This is a genomic window from Puia sp. P3 (assembly GCF_050632245.1).
Taxonomy (GTDB): Bacteria; Bacteroidota; Bacteroidia; order Chitinophagales; family Chitinophagaceae; genus Puia.
In genome coordinates this window covers 3,779,645-3,797,023 of record NZ_CP192583.1, presented here as the reverse complement: position 1 = coordinate 3,797,023, position 17,379 = coordinate 3,779,645, and the positions used below count along the sequence as shown (strand labels likewise).

The 17,379-nt window shown below is 49.0% G+C and carries 22 protein-coding genes, 2 tRNA genes and 2 pseudogenes; 18 read left to right on the top strand and 8 right to left on the bottom strand.

All coding sequences use genetic code 11. The features are described 5' to 3' along the window. The first annotated feature begins 11 nt into the window (after nt 1-11). From ACQ86N_RS23300 to ACQ86N_RS23235, 14 genes and pseudogenes are all read left to right on the top strand, one after another. Nucleotides 12-266 carry a hypothetical protein gene (locus tag ACQ86N_RS23300; protein WP_431217201.1) on the top strand — a complete coding sequence of 85 codons (255 nt, stop codon included), beginning with the start codon at nt 12-14 and terminating at the stop codon, nt 264-266. Beyond that, nucleotides 257-568 (top strand): 3-isopropylmalate dehydratase small subunit, encoded by a 312-nt coding sequence (locus ACQ86N_RS23295; protein WP_431217200.1) that lies wholly within the window; start codon nt 257-259, stop codon nt 566-568. The genes ACQ86N_RS23300 and ACQ86N_RS23295 overlap by 10 nt, the downstream gene beginning before the upstream one ends. Nucleotides 569-894: 326 nt before the next feature. Further along, a pseudogene (locus ACQ86N_RS23290) lies at nt 895-1,365 on the top strand (2-isopropylmalate synthase); the annotation flags it as partial. A 46-nt stretch (nt 1,366-1,411) separates the two neighbouring features. Next, on the top strand, nt 1,412-1,804 hold the full coding sequence (locus tag ACQ86N_RS23285; protein WP_431217564.1) for a homocitrate synthase/isopropylmalate synthase family protein: 393 nt from the start codon (nt 1,412-1,414) through the stop codon (nt 1,802-1,804). Then, nucleotides 1,732-2,145, top strand: a complete 414-nt coding sequence (locus tag ACQ86N_RS23280; RefSeq protein ID WP_431217563.1) for an alpha-isopropylmalate synthase regulatory domain-containing protein — start codon at nt 1,732-1,734, stop codon at nt 2,143-2,145. Before ACQ86N_RS23285 ends, ACQ86N_RS23280 begins: the two co-directional genes overlap by 73 nt. A gap of 29 nt (nt 2,146-2,174) precedes the next feature. Then, nucleotides 2,175-3,233 (top strand): 3-isopropylmalate dehydrogenase, encoded by a 1,059-nt coding sequence (leuB, locus tag ACQ86N_RS23275; protein ID WP_431217562.1) that lies wholly within the window; start codon nt 2,175-2,177, stop codon nt 3,231-3,233. 330 nt (nt 3,234-3,563) lie between these two features. Continuing rightward, entirely contained in the window at nt 3,564-4,244 is a 681-nt protein-coding gene (locus ACQ86N_RS23270) for a TonB-dependent receptor plug domain-containing protein (protein WP_431217199.1), read from the top strand. Next, nucleotides 4,241-5,161, top strand: coding sequence for a hypothetical protein (locus tag ACQ86N_RS23265; protein ID WP_431217198.1), 921 nt, complete (start codon nt 4,241-4,243; stop codon nt 5,159-5,161). Before ACQ86N_RS23270 ends, ACQ86N_RS23265 begins: the two co-directional genes overlap by 4 nt. 141 nt (nt 5,162-5,302) lie before the next feature. Then, nucleotides 5,303-6,673 (top strand): annotated as a pseudogene (locus tag ACQ86N_RS23260) (TonB-dependent receptor domain-containing protein); the annotation flags it as partial. A 20-nt stretch (nt 6,674-6,693) separates the two neighbouring features. Next, complete coding sequence (locus ACQ86N_RS23255) at nt 6,694-7,032, top strand: hypothetical protein (protein ID WP_431217197.1); 339 nt, start codon at nt 6,694-6,696, stop codon at nt 7,030-7,032. Continuing rightward, nucleotides 7,016-8,437, top strand: a complete 1,422-nt coding sequence (locus ACQ86N_RS23250; protein WP_431217196.1) for a RagB/SusD family nutrient uptake outer membrane protein — start codon at nt 7,016-7,018, stop codon at nt 8,435-8,437. The genes ACQ86N_RS23255 and ACQ86N_RS23250 overlap by 17 nt, the downstream gene beginning before the upstream one ends. After that, nucleotides 8,409-8,636 (top strand): hypothetical protein, encoded by a 228-nt coding sequence (locus ACQ86N_RS23245; RefSeq protein ID WP_431217195.1) that lies wholly within the window; start codon nt 8,409-8,411, stop codon nt 8,634-8,636. Before ACQ86N_RS23250 ends, ACQ86N_RS23245 begins: the two co-directional genes overlap by 29 nt. A gap of 10 nt (nt 8,637-8,646) precedes the next feature. Continuing rightward, nucleotides 8,647-9,024, top strand: coding sequence for a DUF2165 family protein (locus tag ACQ86N_RS23240; protein ID WP_431217194.1), 378 nt, complete (start codon nt 8,647-8,649; stop codon nt 9,022-9,024). Continuing rightward, nucleotides 8,993-9,166 carry a DUF2165 family protein gene (locus tag ACQ86N_RS23235; protein ID WP_431217193.1) on the top strand — a complete coding sequence of 58 codons (174 nt, stop codon included), beginning with the start codon at nt 8,993-8,995 and terminating at the stop codon, nt 9,164-9,166. The genes ACQ86N_RS23240 and ACQ86N_RS23235 overlap by 32 nt, the downstream gene beginning before the upstream one ends. Before the next feature lie 53 nt (nt 9,167-9,219). Here ACQ86N_RS23235 and ACQ86N_RS23230 read toward each other — a convergent pair. After that, a tRNA-Lys gene (locus ACQ86N_RS23230) sits at nt 9,220-9,292 on the bottom strand. A gap of 35 nt (nt 9,293-9,327) precedes the next feature. After that, nucleotides 9,328-9,405 (bottom strand) — tRNA-Val (locus tag ACQ86N_RS23225). Nucleotides 9,406-9,577: 172 nt separating this feature from the next. Here ACQ86N_RS23225 and ACQ86N_RS23220 point away from each other — a divergent pair. The 4 genes from ACQ86N_RS23220 to ACQ86N_RS23205 all read left to right on the top strand — a co-directional run bounded on the left by ACQ86N_RS23220 (nt 9,578) and on the right by ACQ86N_RS23205 (nt 12,864). Next, nucleotides 9,578-10,882 (top strand): site-specific integrase, encoded by a 1,305-nt coding sequence (locus tag ACQ86N_RS23220; RefSeq protein WP_431217192.1) that lies wholly within the window; start codon nt 9,578-9,580, stop codon nt 10,880-10,882. A 255-nt stretch (nt 10,883-11,137) separates the two neighbouring features. Beyond that, nucleotides 11,138-11,284 carry a hypothetical protein gene (locus ACQ86N_RS23215; RefSeq protein WP_431217191.1) on the top strand — a complete coding sequence of 49 codons (147 nt, stop codon included), beginning with the start codon at nt 11,138-11,140 and terminating at the stop codon, nt 11,282-11,284. Nucleotides 11,285-11,758: 474 nt separating this feature from the next. Continuing rightward, the gene (locus ACQ86N_RS23210) at nt 11,759-12,349 is read left to right on the top strand and encodes a hypothetical protein (protein WP_431217190.1); all 591 of its coding nucleotides are present in this window, start codon (nt 11,759-11,761) and stop codon (nt 12,347-12,349) included. Nucleotides 12,350-12,558: 209 nt separating this feature from the next. Beyond that, nucleotides 12,559-12,864, top strand: coding sequence for a helix-turn-helix domain-containing protein (locus tag ACQ86N_RS23205; protein WP_431217189.1), 306 nt, complete (start codon nt 12,559-12,561; stop codon nt 12,862-12,864). Nucleotides 12,865-13,620: 756 nt separating this feature from the next. Here the strand turns inward: ACQ86N_RS23205 and ACQ86N_RS23200 are convergent. The 6 genes from ACQ86N_RS23200 to ACQ86N_RS23175 are packed head-to-tail and all read right to left on the bottom strand — an operon-like array spanning nt 13,621 to nt 17,240. Then, nucleotides 13,621-14,085, bottom strand: coding sequence for a hypothetical protein (locus tag ACQ86N_RS23200; protein WP_431217188.1), 465 nt, complete (start codon nt 14,083-14,085; stop codon nt 13,621-13,623). 6 nt (nt 14,086-14,091) lie between these two features. Continuing rightward, nucleotides 14,092-14,412: a hypothetical protein gene (locus tag ACQ86N_RS23195; protein ID WP_431217187.1), complete on the bottom strand. Its 321-nt coding sequence runs from the start codon at nt 14,410-14,412 to the stop codon at nt 14,092-14,094. Continuing rightward, a complete protein-coding gene (locus tag ACQ86N_RS23190; RefSeq protein WP_431217561.1) occupies nt 14,372-14,716 on the bottom strand; it encodes an AbiV family abortive infection protein in 345 nt (114 codons plus the stop codon). Before ACQ86N_RS23190 ends, ACQ86N_RS23195 begins: the two co-directional genes overlap by 41 nt. A gap of 49 nt (nt 14,717-14,765) precedes the next feature. After that, nucleotides 14,766-15,110 carry a hypothetical protein gene (locus ACQ86N_RS23185; RefSeq protein WP_431217186.1) on the bottom strand — a complete coding sequence of 115 codons (345 nt, stop codon included), beginning with the start codon at nt 15,108-15,110 and terminating at the stop codon, nt 14,766-14,768. Next, complete coding sequence (locus ACQ86N_RS23180; protein ID WP_431217185.1) at nt 15,091-16,086, bottom strand: pentapeptide repeat-containing protein; 996 nt, start codon at nt 16,084-16,086, stop codon at nt 15,091-15,093. The genes ACQ86N_RS23185 and ACQ86N_RS23180 overlap by 20 nt, the downstream gene beginning before the upstream one ends. After that, a complete protein-coding gene (locus ACQ86N_RS23175; RefSeq protein WP_431217184.1) occupies nt 16,068-17,240 on the bottom strand; it encodes an AlbA family DNA-binding domain-containing protein in 1,173 nt (390 codons plus the stop codon). Before ACQ86N_RS23175 ends, ACQ86N_RS23180 begins: the two co-directional genes overlap by 19 nt. Nucleotides 17,241-17,379: the final 139 nt, after the last annotated feature.

Here is a 17,379-nt window from a genome sequence, read left to right as displayed (position 1 = left end):
CGCTGTCTCCCATGCCCATCGAGAATGTGGACACCGACCAGATCATCCCGGCCCGTTTCCTGAAGGCGACCGAGCGCAAGGGCTTTGGCGATAACCTCTTCCGCGACTGGCGCTACAATGCGGACAACACTCCCAAAAGGGATTTTGTATTGAACAATCCTATCTATACCGGCAAGATCCTGGTAGGCGGCAAGAATTTCGGCAGCGGCAGCAGCCGTGAGCACGCGGCCTGGGCCATTTATGACTACGGCTTCCGGTGTGTGTAGTATCCAGCTTTTTCGCGGACATCTTCAAGAACAACTCGCTCAATATCGGCATCCTGCCCGTACAGGTCAGCCCCTGCTTTTCTGGACAAGATCTTCAGGGCTATCGAGGACCGATCCGGAATACCCAGCTGGAAGTAAACCTGCCGGACCAGACCATTACCATTCCGGCCACGGGAGAACAGGAATCATTCGAGATCAACAGCTACAAGAAGCACAATCTGACGAATGGTTATGACGACATCGATTATCTGCAGTCGATGAAAGAGGATATACAGGCTTTTGCAGCAAAGAGCGTCTATTAAACGGGTTTCGGCCCCGCCAGCCAGGGCCGGATGTTAAAAATTACTTACGACATGTCTCCCACTCCGCGCTATTTAGAGATCATGGATACTACCCTCCGGGATGGTGAACAGACGAGCGGCGTCTCTTTTCACCCCGGAGAAACTGACGATTGCCCAACTGTTATTGACTGAGCTGCATGTGGACAGGATAGAGATTGCATCTGCCCGGGTGTCTGAGGGTGAATTGGAGGCGGTAAAGGCGGTCACAAGGTGGGCGAAGGCCAACGACCTCCTGCACAGGATCGAGGTGCTGACCTTTGTCGACGGAGACGTCTCCGTTCAGCTGGATGCAGCAGGCCGGGGCCAAAGTCATGAACCTGCTGACCAAGGGCTCCCTCAATCACCTGACGCACCAGCTGAAGAAAAAGCCGGAACAGCATTTTGCGGAGGTGGCCGCGGTTATTGCACTGGGAAAGAAGAAAGGACTGGAGTCCAATGTCTATCTCGAGGACTGGAGCAACGGCATGCGCCACTCGAGGGAGTATGTCTATCAGTATCTGGATTTTTTACAGACCCAGCCGGTGAAAAGGATCATGCTGCCCGATACGCTGGGGATCCTGATCCCTTCGGAAGTAACGGAATTTATCAGCGCGATTGTGGAACGCTATCCTGATCTTCATTTTGACTTTCATGCCCATAACGACTACGATCTGGGTACGGCTAATGTCCTGGAAGGGGTAAAAGCCGGGGCTCGGGGCATACATCTTACTGTCAACGGGATGGGGGAGAGGGCCGGCAATGCGCCGCTGGCCAGCGCCGTTGCGGTGCTGAACGACTTTCTGCCTTCTGTAAAGACGGCGGTCAATGAAGCCTCCCTTCTATCGGGTCAGCAAGCTGGTGGAGACTTTTTCGGGGGTGCGTATACCCGCCAACAAGCCTGTGGTAGGAGAGAACGTATTCACCCAGACGGCCGGCATCCATGCCGACGGGGACAAGAAAAACAAACTTTATTTCAGCGACCTGATGCCGGAGCGTTTTGGCCGTCAGCGCAAGTACGCGCTGGGCAAGACCAGCGGCAAGGCGAATATCGAGAACAACCTGGCCTCAGCTGGGCATACTGCTGTCCGACTCCGACCTCAAGCTGGTGACAGAGCGGGTCATCGAACTGGGAGACCGCAAGGAAGCTGGTTACCCAGGCCGACCTGCCTTATATCATTTCCGATATTCTGGACAGCAAGGCGATACAGGAAAAGGTGAAGATAGAGAACTATGTGCTCACGCATTCGAAGAACCTGCGTCCGTCCGTGACGGTGAAGGTGAGTGTCGACGGGGAAATGTTCGAAGAGCACGCGCAGGGGGACGGTCAGTACGACGCCTTTATGAATGCGCTGAAGAAAGTATATAAGAAGCAGAACCTCGTGCTGCCGACGCTGGCAGACTATTCCGTTCGGATCCTCCGGGTGGTAAGACCGACGGCGCTTTGTGAAACGGTTATCACCTGGGCATCCGCGAGCCGGGAATTTAAGACGAGGGGACTTGACAGTGACCAGACGGTCTCGGCTATCAAGGCCACGCAGAAAATGCTAAATTTGATCTAAGTTAAATCATATTGAATGGCAAGTAAAAAATCTTAATTGTTCCTGGAGACGGGATCGGACAGGAAGTAACAGCAGTAGGAAAGAAAGTGCTGGACAAGATCGCCGCGAAATTCGGGCACGAGTTCAGCTATGACACGGCGCTGATCGGCCATGTCGCCATCGAGGCTACGGGCAGTGCGCTGCCGGACGAATCGCTGGAGAAGATGCGGAAGTCCGATGCCGTGCTGTTCGGCGCAGTTGGCCATCCGAAGTATGACAATGATCCGTCGGCAAAGGTTCGTCCCGAGCAGGGTCTGCTGAAGATGCGGAAAGAACTGGGGTTGTATGCCAACCTGCGTCCTATCAAATTATTCGATGAACTGCTTGGCGCTTCCAGCATCAAGCCGGAGATATTAAAGGGCGCCGATATCCTCTTCTTCCGTGAACTGACGGGAGATATCTATTTCGGGGAGAAGGGCCGCAAAAACAATGGCGATACGGCGTATGATATCGCTGAATACAGCCGGTTCGAACTGGAACGCATCGCGCGTAAAGCTTTTGATGCTGCCCGTACCCGCCGCAAGAAGCTCTGCTCGGTGGATAAAGCGAATGTGATCGAGACCTCCAGACTGTGGAGAGAGGTGATACAGAAGGTGGCGAAGGAATATCCGGATGTGGAAGTCGAACATCAGTTCGTAGACGCTACGGCGATGTTGCTGATCAAGGACCCCCGTCGTTTCGACGTGGTCGTTACGGCGAATCTTTTCGGGGATATTCTTACGGATGAGGCGTCGCAGATAGCTGGATCTATGGGGATGCTGGCGTCAGCCAGCGTTGGCGAAGGTACTGGGGTGTATGAGCCGATCCACGGCAGCGCGCACGATATCACTGGCAAGGGAGTCGCGAATCCGCTGGCTTCGATCCTTTCCGCGGCGTTGCTGCTGGATATTTCCTTTGGGATGAAGGCGGAGTCGGAGACGGTGATCAGTGCGGTGGATAAGGTATTGAAAGAGGGATTCCGGACGAGGGATATTGCAGATGGTCAGACGCCCGCTGAGAAGATATTGGGGACGGAGGCTATTGGAGCGGAGGTTTTGAAGTTCATATAGACTTTAGTCAAATTTTTAGAAGCACCTGGTTGACTCCAGGTGTTTTTTTATGTTCCAGATTTAAGGTGTGGGGGACGACAGCGCTGCGACGCGAGTGCGGTGAACCAACATACAGGATGGCACAGGATGGCCATTTGCTAAAATCTTGATAACTTCTTTTAATTCTTATCCAGAGTAATATCTAATATCCTGTTTTGCAACCGATTGCGATGTTTTTGATCCTGCCTATGGCCCAATAGTGCCGGCTTTTACTGTCCATTAATTTCCGTACCCGTCCAAAAATACTAATGAGAAAACTTCATTTTTTAACCAATAACGAACGATGCCATTATGACCAAAAAACTGCTCAGGGGAAATTTTATCCTCCTCTTTCTACTACTCATGTCTGCTCTTTCCGTTGATGCCCAGCCTTTCGCGGTAGCGGGAAAGGTTACCGATGCCAGCGGCGTACCGATGGAGGGCGCGACCGTCGTTGAGAAGGGCACTAAGAATTCCACGCTTACAAAACAGGGGGGTGTTTTCCAGTTAAACGTTTCTTCCGGCAAGGCTCATCTGGTAGTCAGCTATGTCGGGCACGAAGCACAGGAGATCGCCGTGGATGGAAGGACCAGCCTGTCCGTGGCCTTAAAAGGCACAAACGACGCCTTGTCCGACATTGTAGTCATCGGTTACGCGGCCGTTAAAAGGACGGATGTCACGGGCTCTGTTGCGGGGATCAATCAGCAGGATATCAAATCAAGGCCTGTAGTGACCGCACTGGACGCCATGCAGGGAAAGATCGCCGGTGTCGATATTACTTCCAATACGCGTCCGGGGGTCCTGGGTGATATTACCATTCGTGGCGTACGTTCTCTGACGGCCAGCAATACGCCGCTGTTCGTTGTGGACAATATCCCGCTGTCGACGGGTACGATTGACAATATCGACCCGAACGATATCGAAACGATCGACGTCCTGAAAGACGCGTCCGCTACCGCCATCTATGGTTCGCGGGGGCCAATGGCGTTGTGATCGTAACTACCAAATCCGGCAAGAACGGCAAACTTGTCCTGACCCTGAACAGTTCGGCTACTTTTGAAAAGATCCACGACGGGGACATCATGATGAACTCCAGTCAGTATATTGATTTTCGTCGTTGGGCTTACTATTATTCAAATCCTCTTGCTTTCCCAAGAGGCGACCAGCCGACAGTGGCCAATGATAAGTTCATATTCCTGGCGTCTGCCGATCCGGCGGCGTGGGCGAATATTGCGAAAGGCTGGGCCAGCGGCAGCTGGGACGGCTCCCAGGTGGCGACGACGGACTGGAGGGGCATGGTATCGCAGACCGGCGTTACCAATACGCAGTTCATGAGTGTCAGCGGGGGATCCGATAAGGTAAAAGCATACGCGTCGTTCGGCTACCTCAATAACAAAGGGACTTCTCTGGGTCAGGCGTTTACCCGTTATTCCGGAAGGTCGAACGTAGACATCGCTGCCACCAAATGGTTCTCCATGGGCAGCAATATCAACGTCAGCTATAATATTCAGGAATTTGGCCAGTCGACTACGGGTAGCAGTGCTGTGTCGGCAACCGGGAGTATCTATGAGTCGGCCAGGGCGCTTTTCCCATATGCGGTGCCATATGATTCTGCTGGCAACAGGGTGCTCTATCCCGGCGGGGACGCGGCATTTAAGACCATTGTCAACGAGGTCAACTATACCAAAGACGAAAGAACCAACCTGAGGGCTTTTGGTAGTTTTTATGGGCAGGTGGACCTGGGCGGGGTGGTCCCTGCTCTGAAAGGGTTGAAATACCGATTGAATTTCGGGCCTGATTTTTCCCTCTATAAGGATGGGGTGTTTGTGGATGGGCAGTTCTGTTATCGGCGCCGGCATCAACCGGGCTTCGTTGGCCAAGGGGCAGGCTTTCTCTTATACTTTGGATAATCTGGTATACTATAACAAACAGATAAAAGAACACAACTTCGGTCTCACCCTGCTGCAGAGCTATACGAAGTTCAGTGCCGACACCAGTACGATCGCGGCGCTGGGTATACCTTTTCGAGCCAGCTCTGGAATGCGCTTACGCAGGCGAATATATCTCCGTCCAATCTTACGGGCTACAGCTCGAATCTAACCCAGTATCAATTGTTGTCGTATATGGCGCGGTTGAACTATGGCTTTGCCGATAAATATCTGTTGACTGTTTCGGTGCGTCGGGACGGGTCGTCGGTGCTTGGCACGGGTCATAAGTATTCTACATTCCCCAGCGCCGCGGTTGCGTGGCGCATGAACCGGGAGCGTTTTCTGGAGAATGTTTCGTGGCTGAACGATCTGAAACTGCGGTTTGGTGTCGGCGTTACAGGGAACTCCGCTATTGCGCCCTATTCCACTCAGGGGGCGGTTACTCCATTGTTCTATCCGTTCGTCAATTCAACTACGGCGGGTTCGCTTCCGTCGGGAACACTGGCAAACCAGTCGCTGGAGTGGGAAAGGACGACGCAATACAATGCCGGTATCGATTTTAGTATCCTGAACAGAAGGATAACGGCGGTTTTCGACGTGTATACTTCCAATACGCCCAATCTGCTTCTGAACCGATCGATTCCCACGGTAACGGGCTACAATAATATCTTCGCCAATATTGGGGCCACATCCAACAAGGGATTCGATTTCAGTCTTTATACGGTGAACGTGAAGACCAGGGATCTGACCTGGACTACCACTACCAATTTCTCTTTTCAAAAGGAGCATATCGTTTCCCTGTCCAATGGGAAGCAGAATGATATCAACAATCTGTGGTTTATCGGGCAGCCGATCGGGGTTATCTACGGCTATCAGTCCGCCGGGATCTGGCACTTTGCCGACTCGGGGACCTATAAACAGTTTAACGCCAACGGCAACGTGTTCAGCGCCGGAAATGTGCGGCCGGTCGACCAGAATGGGGATCACAAGATCGACCCGAACAACGACCGGAAGATCATCGGCAATACCCGGCCGAACTATATCGTCGGGATGACCAATAGCATTTCTTACAAGGGGTTCGAGCTGTCCGTGTTCTTATATGGACGGCTGAAGTACTGGTTTAGCACCGGCGGAGAGAGCGAAAGCGCCAGTGGCACCCAGCGGGTGATCAATTATTATACGGAGAACAACCAGAATTCCGACTTTCAGAAGCCGATCTATACGGCGGGAGCGGGCGATCCCTATTCGGTCATTTTGGGTTATCAGAAGGCTTCCTTTATTAAGGTGCGCAACATCTCGCTGGCTTACAATATGAATCCTTCTCTTTTGAAAAAGACACGGATCGGGAGTCTGAGACTTTATGCGCAGGCCGCCAATCCGGGAATGCTATTCTCGAAGATAAAGTATATCGATATGGACGTCGTCAATACGACCACGAATCCTACCGGCATCGCCAATCGTGGTATTACGTTCGGTATCAATGCTTCGTTTTAATCATCCCTAAAAAATTAAAAATGAAAAAATATAAATATTTGGTGTTGTTGTTTGTGGGTGTTGTTGCGTTGTCCTGCAAGAAGTCTGTCCTGGATGAGAATCTTACCACGGCGCGGGGGATGAGTTTTTATTCGACCGACGCGGGGATCACCTCGCTGGCAACCGGAGCCTATTATCAGGTGTTTTCGCTGCCTTTTAATGGCGAGTATATGTATGCGAATACAGCTTATGGGACGGATGAGTTCCATGTCGGCGGGGACAATTCCAATGCGCAGAGCAATGCCTACTCGAACGGGCTGGAATCCATCATTACGCCGATCAACGGGAATACCATTACCGCCAATGTCCAAGTGGGATAACCTGTATCTGGGTATTGGGGACGCGAATTTGCTGATACAAAGCGCGGCTGCCAGTCCTTCTACTTCCGCTGCCGTCAAGAAAACGGCCCTTGGGGAAGGTTATTTTTTAAGGGCGTATAGCTATTTGAGACTGGTGAGTCAGTACGGTGCGGTTCCGCTGAAGACAAAGGTGAGTACGACTATCGAATTGGAATTCACGCGTGCTGCTCCTAAGGACGTTTATGCGCAGATCATCTCGGATTTTGATAGCGCCTACAATCTGCTGTCCAACGGGACCGGCCCGGCGCATATTACCAAGGATGCGGCCGCGCACTACCTTGCGAAGGCGTATCTGTGTCGTGCGAGCGAGATCAACGATTCGTGGAATTCTTCGACCAAGGCTGCGGATCTGGCGGCTATAGGGCCTTTGTGCGATGCGGTGATCGCCAATCATCCGCTGGCGGGTGATTTTGCCAGTTTGTGGCGATATACGGCGCCTGATGGGGCGAATGAGAAGTTGCCGGAGATCATTCTAGCGGCGCAGTTTACGGCGGATGCATCTACCAATGGGACCAATACGCAGCATTTGTATTACAGGTCGCGGTATGACGATTTGCCGTTCATGCAGCGTGATCTTACCGGCGACCGTCCGTTCAGTCGTCTGGGGCCTACCTATTATATGTACCGGGTGTATGATCTGGTCAATGACTCGAGGTTCTGGAAGAGTTTTAAGACGAAGGATCTTTTAAATAAGCCTTCGGGTAGTTATGCTGTCGGTGATGTGGGGATCATGTATGTGATCAACCAGCCTGGGGATACCCGGTTTTCGTCTTATAAGATACTGAATACGGTCCCTTACAGCAAGACGGGAAGGCCGATCGCGAATGTTTACGTGGCGTATCCGAATGGTGCTACGAATGATGGGGCGTTGTTTGTCGATGTACGTTTTCCGTCGCTGAGTAAGTTCCTGGATGGTTCGCGTGTCGGTGGGATGAATGATGTTCGCGGGCTGCGGGATATTACTTTGGCGCGTTCGGCTGAGACCTATCTGATCGCGGCGGAGGCGAAGATACGGCTGGCGTCTTTGGGGACGGGGGCTTATACGGATGCGCTGCCGTATATCAATGCGGTGAGAAAGAGGGGGCAGTATGTGGCTGGCGAGGATCGGTCTGTCTATTATGACGGGGGAGCGGCGCCTTCGAGTAATGGGCAGGCTGCGGCGCTGAATTCGTTCATGCCGGAGAATTCATATTATGAGTCGAATAATATTCCGGTGACGACGGGGGCAACCGATCTAACGGTAGCGGGTATCGCGCCATTGCCGGCGACGGACGAGTATATTATTGCCAGGCTGGGCTATACTTCCTCCTATGACAGGATGTTGTGCTTTTTGCTGAATGAGCGTGCACGGGAAGCTGGCGGGTGAGTTTTTGAGGTGGGAGGATCTGTCGCGGACGAAGACGCTGGTGGCGCGGGCTAAGGCGTTCAATCCGGATGCGGCGCCGAATATCAAGGATTTTCATTTGCTGAGGCCGATACCGCAGACTTTTTTGGATGGGATCCAGAGTGGTGGGAAGGCGTTGACGGGAAGTCAGAAGCAGGCGATGCAGAATCCCGGATATTAGATTTTACTTTATGTATCCGACATCATTCTTATTTCGCGTTGCAAAAGCGGTCTGTGTGGGCGCCATTGGAATGATGGCCCTGCTGGTTGCGATAGGCAATACAACGGACTATTACACCAACTATTTGTTCGTGGAACATGTCCTGAAAATGGACACTACTTTTCCTGGTAGCGGACTTCGTTACAGGAGCATCCATGCGCCTGTGTTGTTGCATGGCGCGTATATTGTGATAATAGTTCTGGAGACCGGTATGGCTTTCTGTTGTTTGAAGGGGGCTTGCTTTTTGTTCAGGAATCTGCGAAAGGATGCCCGCTCATTTCATGCGGCCAAAAACTGGGGAATTGCCGGTATCATAATTGGCATTATTGTATGGTTCCCTGGGTTTTGAAGTTATCGGCGGAGAATGGTTTGCCATGTGGCAGAGTTCTGCCTGGAATGGGCTTGCGGCTGCTGAAAGGATTCTTGATTTTTTGGTGCTGACATTGATATTGTTGCAGTTCCGGGAGGAGCCGGTGAAGGGGGAGATTTAGGGGTACACATGAGGTAAATGAAAAAGCGCCTGATTGAATCAGGCGCTTTTTTGTGTCCCCGCACAGGCTCGAACTGTGGACCCGATGATTAAGAGTCATCTGCTCTACCAACTGAGCTACGGAGACTTTTGTTGATGATTGAAAAAGTCCCTTGCGGGACTTGGTGGGAGTTGACGGGTTCGAACCGCCGACCCTCTGCTTGTAAGGCAGACGCTCTGAATCCGCTGAGCTAAGCTCCCAAAGTCCAAGGGATTTAACTCCCTTAACTTATTTTAACTTAATAACTTGACATTCAAAGATTAAACTCTCTTTCGCGACTTTTGCTTTACGACTTCAAACCTCGTTTATGCAGAGGTTTCGTGCAGAAACTGTGCAGCAGCAGGAAAGATTTGCGAACGCGAAAATAGTGTTATGTCGGTAAAAATTGAAATTTATTTTGACATCCGCCCCTCAAGCTTTCGAAAACGTAGCAATGACTATCCTTACAAGCTTCGAATTTACTCTGACGGAGTACCCAAACTCTACCAGACCATTTACGGACTAACCAAGGACGATCATGACAAACTCACGGCCAAGAACATTAGCCCCCGGCTCCGGGAGGTCCGGGATAAGCTAAAAGACATCGAAGAAAAAGCGTCCCAGTTTATTAAAAACATGGACCTCTTTACCTTCGAGGACTTTACCCGCGATTTTATAAAAGACAATCTGCATTTTGACCAGACCCGGATAAAGTCCACGCCGTTGCTTCCAAGTCAGAAAGAAACAGACCTGACCGAATTCCATAAGAAATTTCCGATCCTGCTGGAAAAGCCGTCCCCCGGTACCATTGGTGAAATATACGCAGTGATCATTAAAGAAAAGCTGGAGGAAGGCAAAGAGTCCGGAAAGAGCGGGCCAATCAAGACTGCCAGGAACTATCAGTCAGCGTATACCTCCCTCGTCCGTTTCGGCGGTAATGTTCTGTTTAAAACGGTCACTTCCGATTACCTGAAGAAATACGCCCGTTGGATGAAAGAACACACGGATGATGTCAAGAAGAAAAAATGCTCAAAGACGACCATCGGGATCTATGCAAGGACATTGATGACCGTTTTTAACAGGGCTATCCGACTTAAGATCATCAAAAAGGAAAACTGCTACCCATTTGGTCAGCAGGAATTTTCAATACCTGGCACACAGAACATCAAGAAGGTATTTTCGGAGGAGACCATCGAAAAAATCTACTATTATGACGACAGCAAGCTGCTACCCCGCTGGCGGAAGCCATTGCGTAAGGCTCGATCTTTTTGGTTCTTTATGTATTTCGGCCAAGGCATGAATCCAAAAGATGTCGCCTTGTTGAAATTTAAGAACATTCACGGCGAACACATCATCTTTGAGAGGGCCAAGACCGAAGATACTATGGGTGATGAAACGCCCCAGATTTGCGTTTACATTACCAGCGACATGCAGGCAACCATCAACGAATTTGCCAATCCGCATAAATTGCCTGAAAATTACCTTTTCCCCATCTTTCAGCCGGAAATGACTGCCCTTCGACAGGTCGATGTCCTCGAATACTTTATAAAATTCATTAATAAGTGGATTCAGTTTATCCTTGATAAACTAGGGATTGATGAAACGGCAGGTTGCCAGGTCGCCCGGGGATCATATGCCACCCGACTGGCGGAAAGCTGGTGCAAGCCTCCTGGAAATAGGGCAGGACCTAGGGCATAAAAAGCCCTCAACGACCGCCAGATATGTTGGCAGCCTGCCGTTATCGAAAAAGAAAATCAACGCGAATCGTCTGGAAGCTTTTAAGCGACAAAATAACGACGAAGCAGCATAATATTAGCACTATCACCACCCAAAGCCATCCCCTCGGATGGCTTTTTTCTTTACCTGCCTCAATGCAATTCAACTGGAAGTCTCGGCAAAAGGCTGCCCGTAAACGATGTCCATTTTGGTGAATCATTTTTTAAAACAAAATATATGAACTTGCAACAATTCCGCAAAGACCACACATTACTCATCGATCCAGAAGCCATAAAGGCTTTTACAAACAATATGTCGATCCAGACGATCTCAATGGCAGTTACCCACAGCAACTTCACACCTATGGCGGCTGCTATTGGATAGACAAAGCTCCTGACGGGACGTTCTTCGTAGACTTCGCTAACGATCATTACGAGGGAAATCTGCAACGTTGCGAAGCATACCTCTATTTCTGTATCGCCGACTCCGACGAAATCGAGTGGGATATTGAGACCATAGAATTTCTAGCTATCCACAACAATACTGATGTAGAAACTTTTTTCGCATGGTGCGAGTCGGACCAGAAACTAATTTTCCATCCTGACACACCGTTCGAAGACTATCATCACGCACTGACCGGCGAACCGATATATACCAATCAACAGGCCGTTATACTCAACCAAAAGCTAGAATGTTGTTTTCAAATATGTCGAATATTCGACATGGACCTCTATGAAATAGCCTTCGACGTGCATAACAGACTCAAAAATAAGAACAACGAAGATAAAGAGGCCAGAGATCCGTTGTAGGCGGTCGATTCAACAAAGTTGAAACACTATATCACAAAATGAACACTGTATGAAGAAGAGAGAACCAATTCAAAACAGAAGTGATGATCAGCCCACCCGTTATTATTTAGGCGGGAAAATTAAGGCAATACCAAATATTGGACTATTTCCCGGTCTACTTTATCAGATCTGGGATCAAGAACTTGAGGTTCAAAACACATATAAGTTGGCAGCAGTTACGGCTGATTTTGTCTATTATGCTGACGAAGAAGAGAGCGACGAAACTTCGAGTATTGTCATGTTGGACAGAACCTTTAAACTTGTATCAGATAACATTTTTGCCTCTAATGATCTCGCCGGCCTGGTTGAAAGAAATGAAGGGCTTTTATGGATTTCCATTGCAGTCAAATATTGGCAGATCCAGCAATTTATCAAGCCAAAAGCGATTACTGCCAAAATCAAAAAGATGCTAGAATACGTAGACGTAGAAAAGCTGACAGATAAAGAAAGGATTATTTATTTCGCATACCGGAAAAACGGCCCAGTAAAATACTCAAAGCCGCACTCTCTAATGGCTGTCATTTCGAATGATCTTGATCAGCCGAAATATAGTGACCAATTGGCACCCATTTTGGAAATATTGCAGCGGAATAAAGGCTAAGTGAAGACCACTACCTCCAACACACCTTTAACGGGAAGCACAAGATACCCCCCCAAATTCTAATCTTTACCAGTGTCTAATCCCACTTAACCAAAATCGGTCCCAACACTTTATCCCTACTGAAAACTGTCCTCTCTGCAGCCTGATCTTTGTCCAGTTCCTCAAGGGGATAAAATGCCCTTTGTAAATAATAATCAAAAGATCACCCTATGCCTACCCTTTACGTACCCTGCGAAGACGATATCCGGCGATGGATAAAGCAAGCCATCGAAGAATACCTTAACGATGCGCTCGTCAAGAACATTCCTTCACAACCGGCCGGTGAAGAGCAGCTTCTTTGCCGAAAAGAGATCGCCGGTCTTCTTGGTATCTCTCTTGTTACCCTGCACGACTGGATGAATCGGGGCCTGCCCTGCCACAAACAGCGTGGTCGGGTATATTTTATCCGTTCGGAGGTAATGGATTATGTTAAGGCCAACCATCGGCGGGCTTTTCACCAGCGGCAAGCGGCATAGTAGCAAAATTCTATAACTTTGTGGGCCAGACTTACCTTTAAGGATAACCCCCTCCCAGGAAGCTCAAGAAGCTTCCCCATCTTATTCAATGAAAAAATTAATGTATATGAAACATCAACCTATCCTTTTTGTTGCAGGTATTGTCGCACTTATACTCGGTCTCATTATCCGTTATTCTATCGGCCGTCGCCGTTTCAACCGACGCACCCCATTCGGCTCTCAACAATACAGGTCTTATAACGAAGCATTGGCTACACGGTCGGGGGAGGGGTGCGCTAGGGTCATTGGCACCTTGCTCGTACTGGCGGGCTTGGTTCTGATCTTTGTTGGGCTGGTATAAAAAATTGCCATAAAGCTCCTCCTCTTTTGTCCTTTTTTAATGTCTTCTTTTGATGATTTCAGACAAATGCATGCGTTCAATGTTTCTATCATTTTTGCCGGTCTCTTTCCGGGTTCACCAGTTCACTTTTAGAACCCTCCATTGTTGAATTCTCGGCGCATCAGCACAGATCGGATGCTCTTGTGGTCGGCGAGCTTTTGACTGATACGGCTATGATGTGAAGAAGTGCCCAAGGAATCGCGAGTTTCTGATCCTGGAACCGCCAGCTTTCCCAACCAGGCTACTTGCCGGCAGATCCATAGTGGAGTACACGATGTTCAAGTCCACTTGGATCCCTTCTAATGAATCGGGTAATTGAACCGCATAAACTACACCAGGGGATGTCATGACTTCGTCCGCTATTTTAAACAATGGCTCTATTGCAGAACAGCAGCACTTATCTCGATTGGAACCTTCGCGGTGACTAGATCATCCAGGCAGCGGGCGATGATTTGCCGGGCGGTCCTGATTCGACCGAGGATCTGACCTCCTTTCAGTGCTCCGGTAGCGTACAAGGCAGCTTGACCACTAAGCGGGCTAAAACTGAGCCGGATGCCGGCAGAAATATTGTTCAGGTATTGTTCGACAACTGCGGCCACATTCATGTGAAGAACTCCGGAAGGAGGATCGTACGGATAGACCGCTGGGTTACGAAGCAATGCGACTAGTTGCCGGCCTAATGCGGGATCAAACGGGCAATGACCTCGAGTAAACCCATTTTTTTTGATCTGCCCGGAGTGATAGGACGATGTGCCGTGATATACTATTAAGCTGTTGTCCCAAATAGATGCCGGAAATATCTCCAGAACGGTTCGTTCGAAGTTGAACGGAAATTCAGTCATTTTGCATTAATTGATAGTAAGAGGGGACGGTGAGTTTCTGAAGATCAATTTTCGTCTCTTTTTGATGCCTGATCGACTCGTCCAGATCTCCAGTTTTCTTCTTAGTTGGCTGCTCATCACATAATCCATGCCTCGAATATCGAAGTACATCCCCTGGAAGTTGGTCAAGCCAATGATTTCTAAAAAGATATCATTCAAGAGAGCGATTTGTTGTTGGGCGTCTTTTTGTTTGATGCATGACGGGCTGGAAATCCGGCCTTTGACATCTATTTTCCCGCTAATCCGGTTAAGGCCGACATAGACGGCGCGTTGTTTTTTTGTTTCCAAGGTTTTGGTTTCTAAAGACTGAATATACTTGGCTGAAAAACGAAACCGTTCTCGAGCCAGCGCCGCGAACTGTTTCCAGGGGGTGATTGTAAAGCCGTTCGAGGTATTTCATTTCGAAGGCGTAATCGCGTTTATTTCCGTGCGTCGTGGCATTCCAGATAAAGTCATTCAGGGCCTTCGCCTTTCCGAATTCTTCCAGAGCTAAAACTGACAGCTGAAACGAAGAAGGGAAGGACCCATTTTTGAAAAGAAGGATAGAGTCCAGATGTAGCCGTACGGTATTTTCTAAGGAGAGAACGGCTATCTTTTCAAGCTTCTTTTAATGATATATTAACAGGTGCTCTCATAGTAGGTTATTGGGTTTTGTCGGTATTAATTGTAATGGCCTGGAGGATATTGGCAAGGATGGTTCCTCTCTTTCTGGGGGAGGAAATATCTTGTGCATCGATGCAATTGATACTTTTCAACTCTTGCATGTTAGTCCAATATTCCTGCGCCTTCACTTTCGGCCGGATCTGATACTCTTTTACCTCGAACAGGTACCTGTCCAAGTAAACGGGGACGAAAACCTCATCCCAACTCGCCGTTTGTTTGCTTCTTCCTTCAGACAACTCAAACTGACAAGCGCTGCTTAGTAGGGAGTTTTGTGACGCCAAAAAGATGATCTTATTTCGCTTTTTAATTTCGCTTGCCATCACGTGCTCCAAATATTGACCGCCCTGGGGCGTCTTCTTCCCACAGAAAGCAGGAAACCTTATTCTTTTTTAAATAGTCATAGACAAATTTAGCGGCAACTTTATCTTTGAAACTGTAAGAAATGAAGACGCTATGAAATGAAGGAAGGATTTCATAATCGCCGGCGATGTCGAACAGTCGATCGTCAGCAACATTCAAATATTTTTTCAGATAGCCTCTATCAAGTGTCAGCGCCTTTTTTAGGGTGGCAAAATCGAAATTAGCCGGCAAATAAGCCGATTTTTCCGCTTCGAATCGTTTAGTTGTCTTAAAAGTGGATCTTGAAATAGCACAATCGATCAACATGGCGTCCCACAGCTCGCAATCCTTAAACAGCGTATGTGTTAGATCGGAATTTTTAAAGTGGGTATAATTGAAAGAGCAGTTGTTAAAAGACATGCTGATGCCGGTTTGACTGAACTCGCTCGGGTGATTGTGGGCAACGGTCGCGAATTGACAGAATTCGAAATTGCAGTCATCAAAGTACACATCTATAATAGGATACATCCCGGCCAATCGAACATTTCGAAACCAGGTCTTCCTGAAGGTGATGTTTTGCAGATCGCCCTCGTCAAAGTTGACATGACGGATGTTGCACTCATCGAAGGTGTTGCTTTTCCAGTTCATCACTGTGTGGCTGAAATTGACATTATCAATGAAGCACTTAATGAATGTGCAGTTTTCAAACCCAAGAAAAAATCCGGAGATATCCCGGAGCTCGCATTCCGAAAAAGTGCACCCGTTGAAGTATCCCCTGGCTGTTTTAGAAAAGCTCAGCCGTTTCTTTTCATAAACTTGGTTGCTGATCTCAACCTTCTCAAGTTTGGACAGTATGTCTGTGACTTTCATTCCTTTTATAGGTGTTTCGGGTAAAATATACTTTATTTTTCCGTATTGTGGCACAGTAAAATCACCCTTTTTTACCGGCGAGGATTCCACTGCCCGTTGTCCTCAAAATTATGGGATCGTTCCCAGCCTGCATGGTTCCAGACGGTATCGAAGAAAGGCTTCAATAGCCTTGGAACATCTGTTTTCGATGAGTAAATGACCAGTTCATCGGAGGCCAACCGATCGGTTAAAAGGGGGATGTTTCGTTGAAAGGCATTGCGGTTCCCGGGCCAGTTAAGCCAATGGTCTTTACAGTTAAGTAAGGCAACTTGAGCGGAGACGGGGAAGGCGACACCTAATTTGTCATAGTGGTTAAGGTAGCCGGTGAGACAGTCGACCAGCACTTTCTCATAGTTGTAGGATTCGCTGACGGGTAAGGTGTTTTGCCCGGCAAAAGAACAGCAGACGCCGCTGCTAACCGTCTCAAGGATGCCATTTTTTCGGATCTGCAGATAGGCGTCCCGCCGCGAATGGTCGTAGCCCGACGAGGATAGTAATCCGTCTCCGGTGAACGAAAAAGAGTGGCTTCCGCCGCCCATTGGCGGCAAGAGCTTATTCTCCAGTCGCGTTATGTCAAAGCCTGGTTGCTGGCTAAAGGCTCGGCTCGGGATGAGAATAAGCGCGACTAACCCATAGGGATGCATCGGTACCGAAAAGTTTCGCTGCGCGATTTGGTTAAACCTCTCGGTGAAAAACTGGCTAATATGGTTTTTTCTTTCAAGGCTAGCTTTGAACGCCTCGGTAATTTGAGATTGATGCAATTGATATTTCCCGGCATTCCCTCGTGCGTAATATTTACTGGTTCTTGCGAAGCTAACCTGATGCGGCTTTGCCATACCCTCGTACACCCGAATGAGAACGATGAACCGACCCGGACCAATTTCGAATTGCCGGACAGCAACCTCAATACGTTCTTCAATACCATTGCGGATCAGCTCTTCAACGGCAAGCGACGTTTTATCCGGATCACTGACCAGAATGCCGGGAGCAGCACTCGCTTTGCCGCCGATCTCCTCGACACCATAAAATATGTCTCCGCCTGAGGCATTGGCGAAGGATGAGACGTCCGCCAAGAATTCCTTCCTGTCGCTCTTGGTATCAATGAGAAGCGTCGACTTGAATTCCAAATTATAGCGTTCAAAAGCGTTCCCTACCAGCGCATGAAGATCACTGAGAACAATATCGTTTATGTGTTTCCCGATCATTTGAGTAAGATAAGACTTTTTCGACGGTATACCACCAGCCCTGCAACAGCAAGGTGCCTCCCCGGCCACAGCCTCGTACCGGACAGAGATGCGGAAAACTATCCAAATAGATCCTTTCGAATTCCGTGGAAAGCCCGAA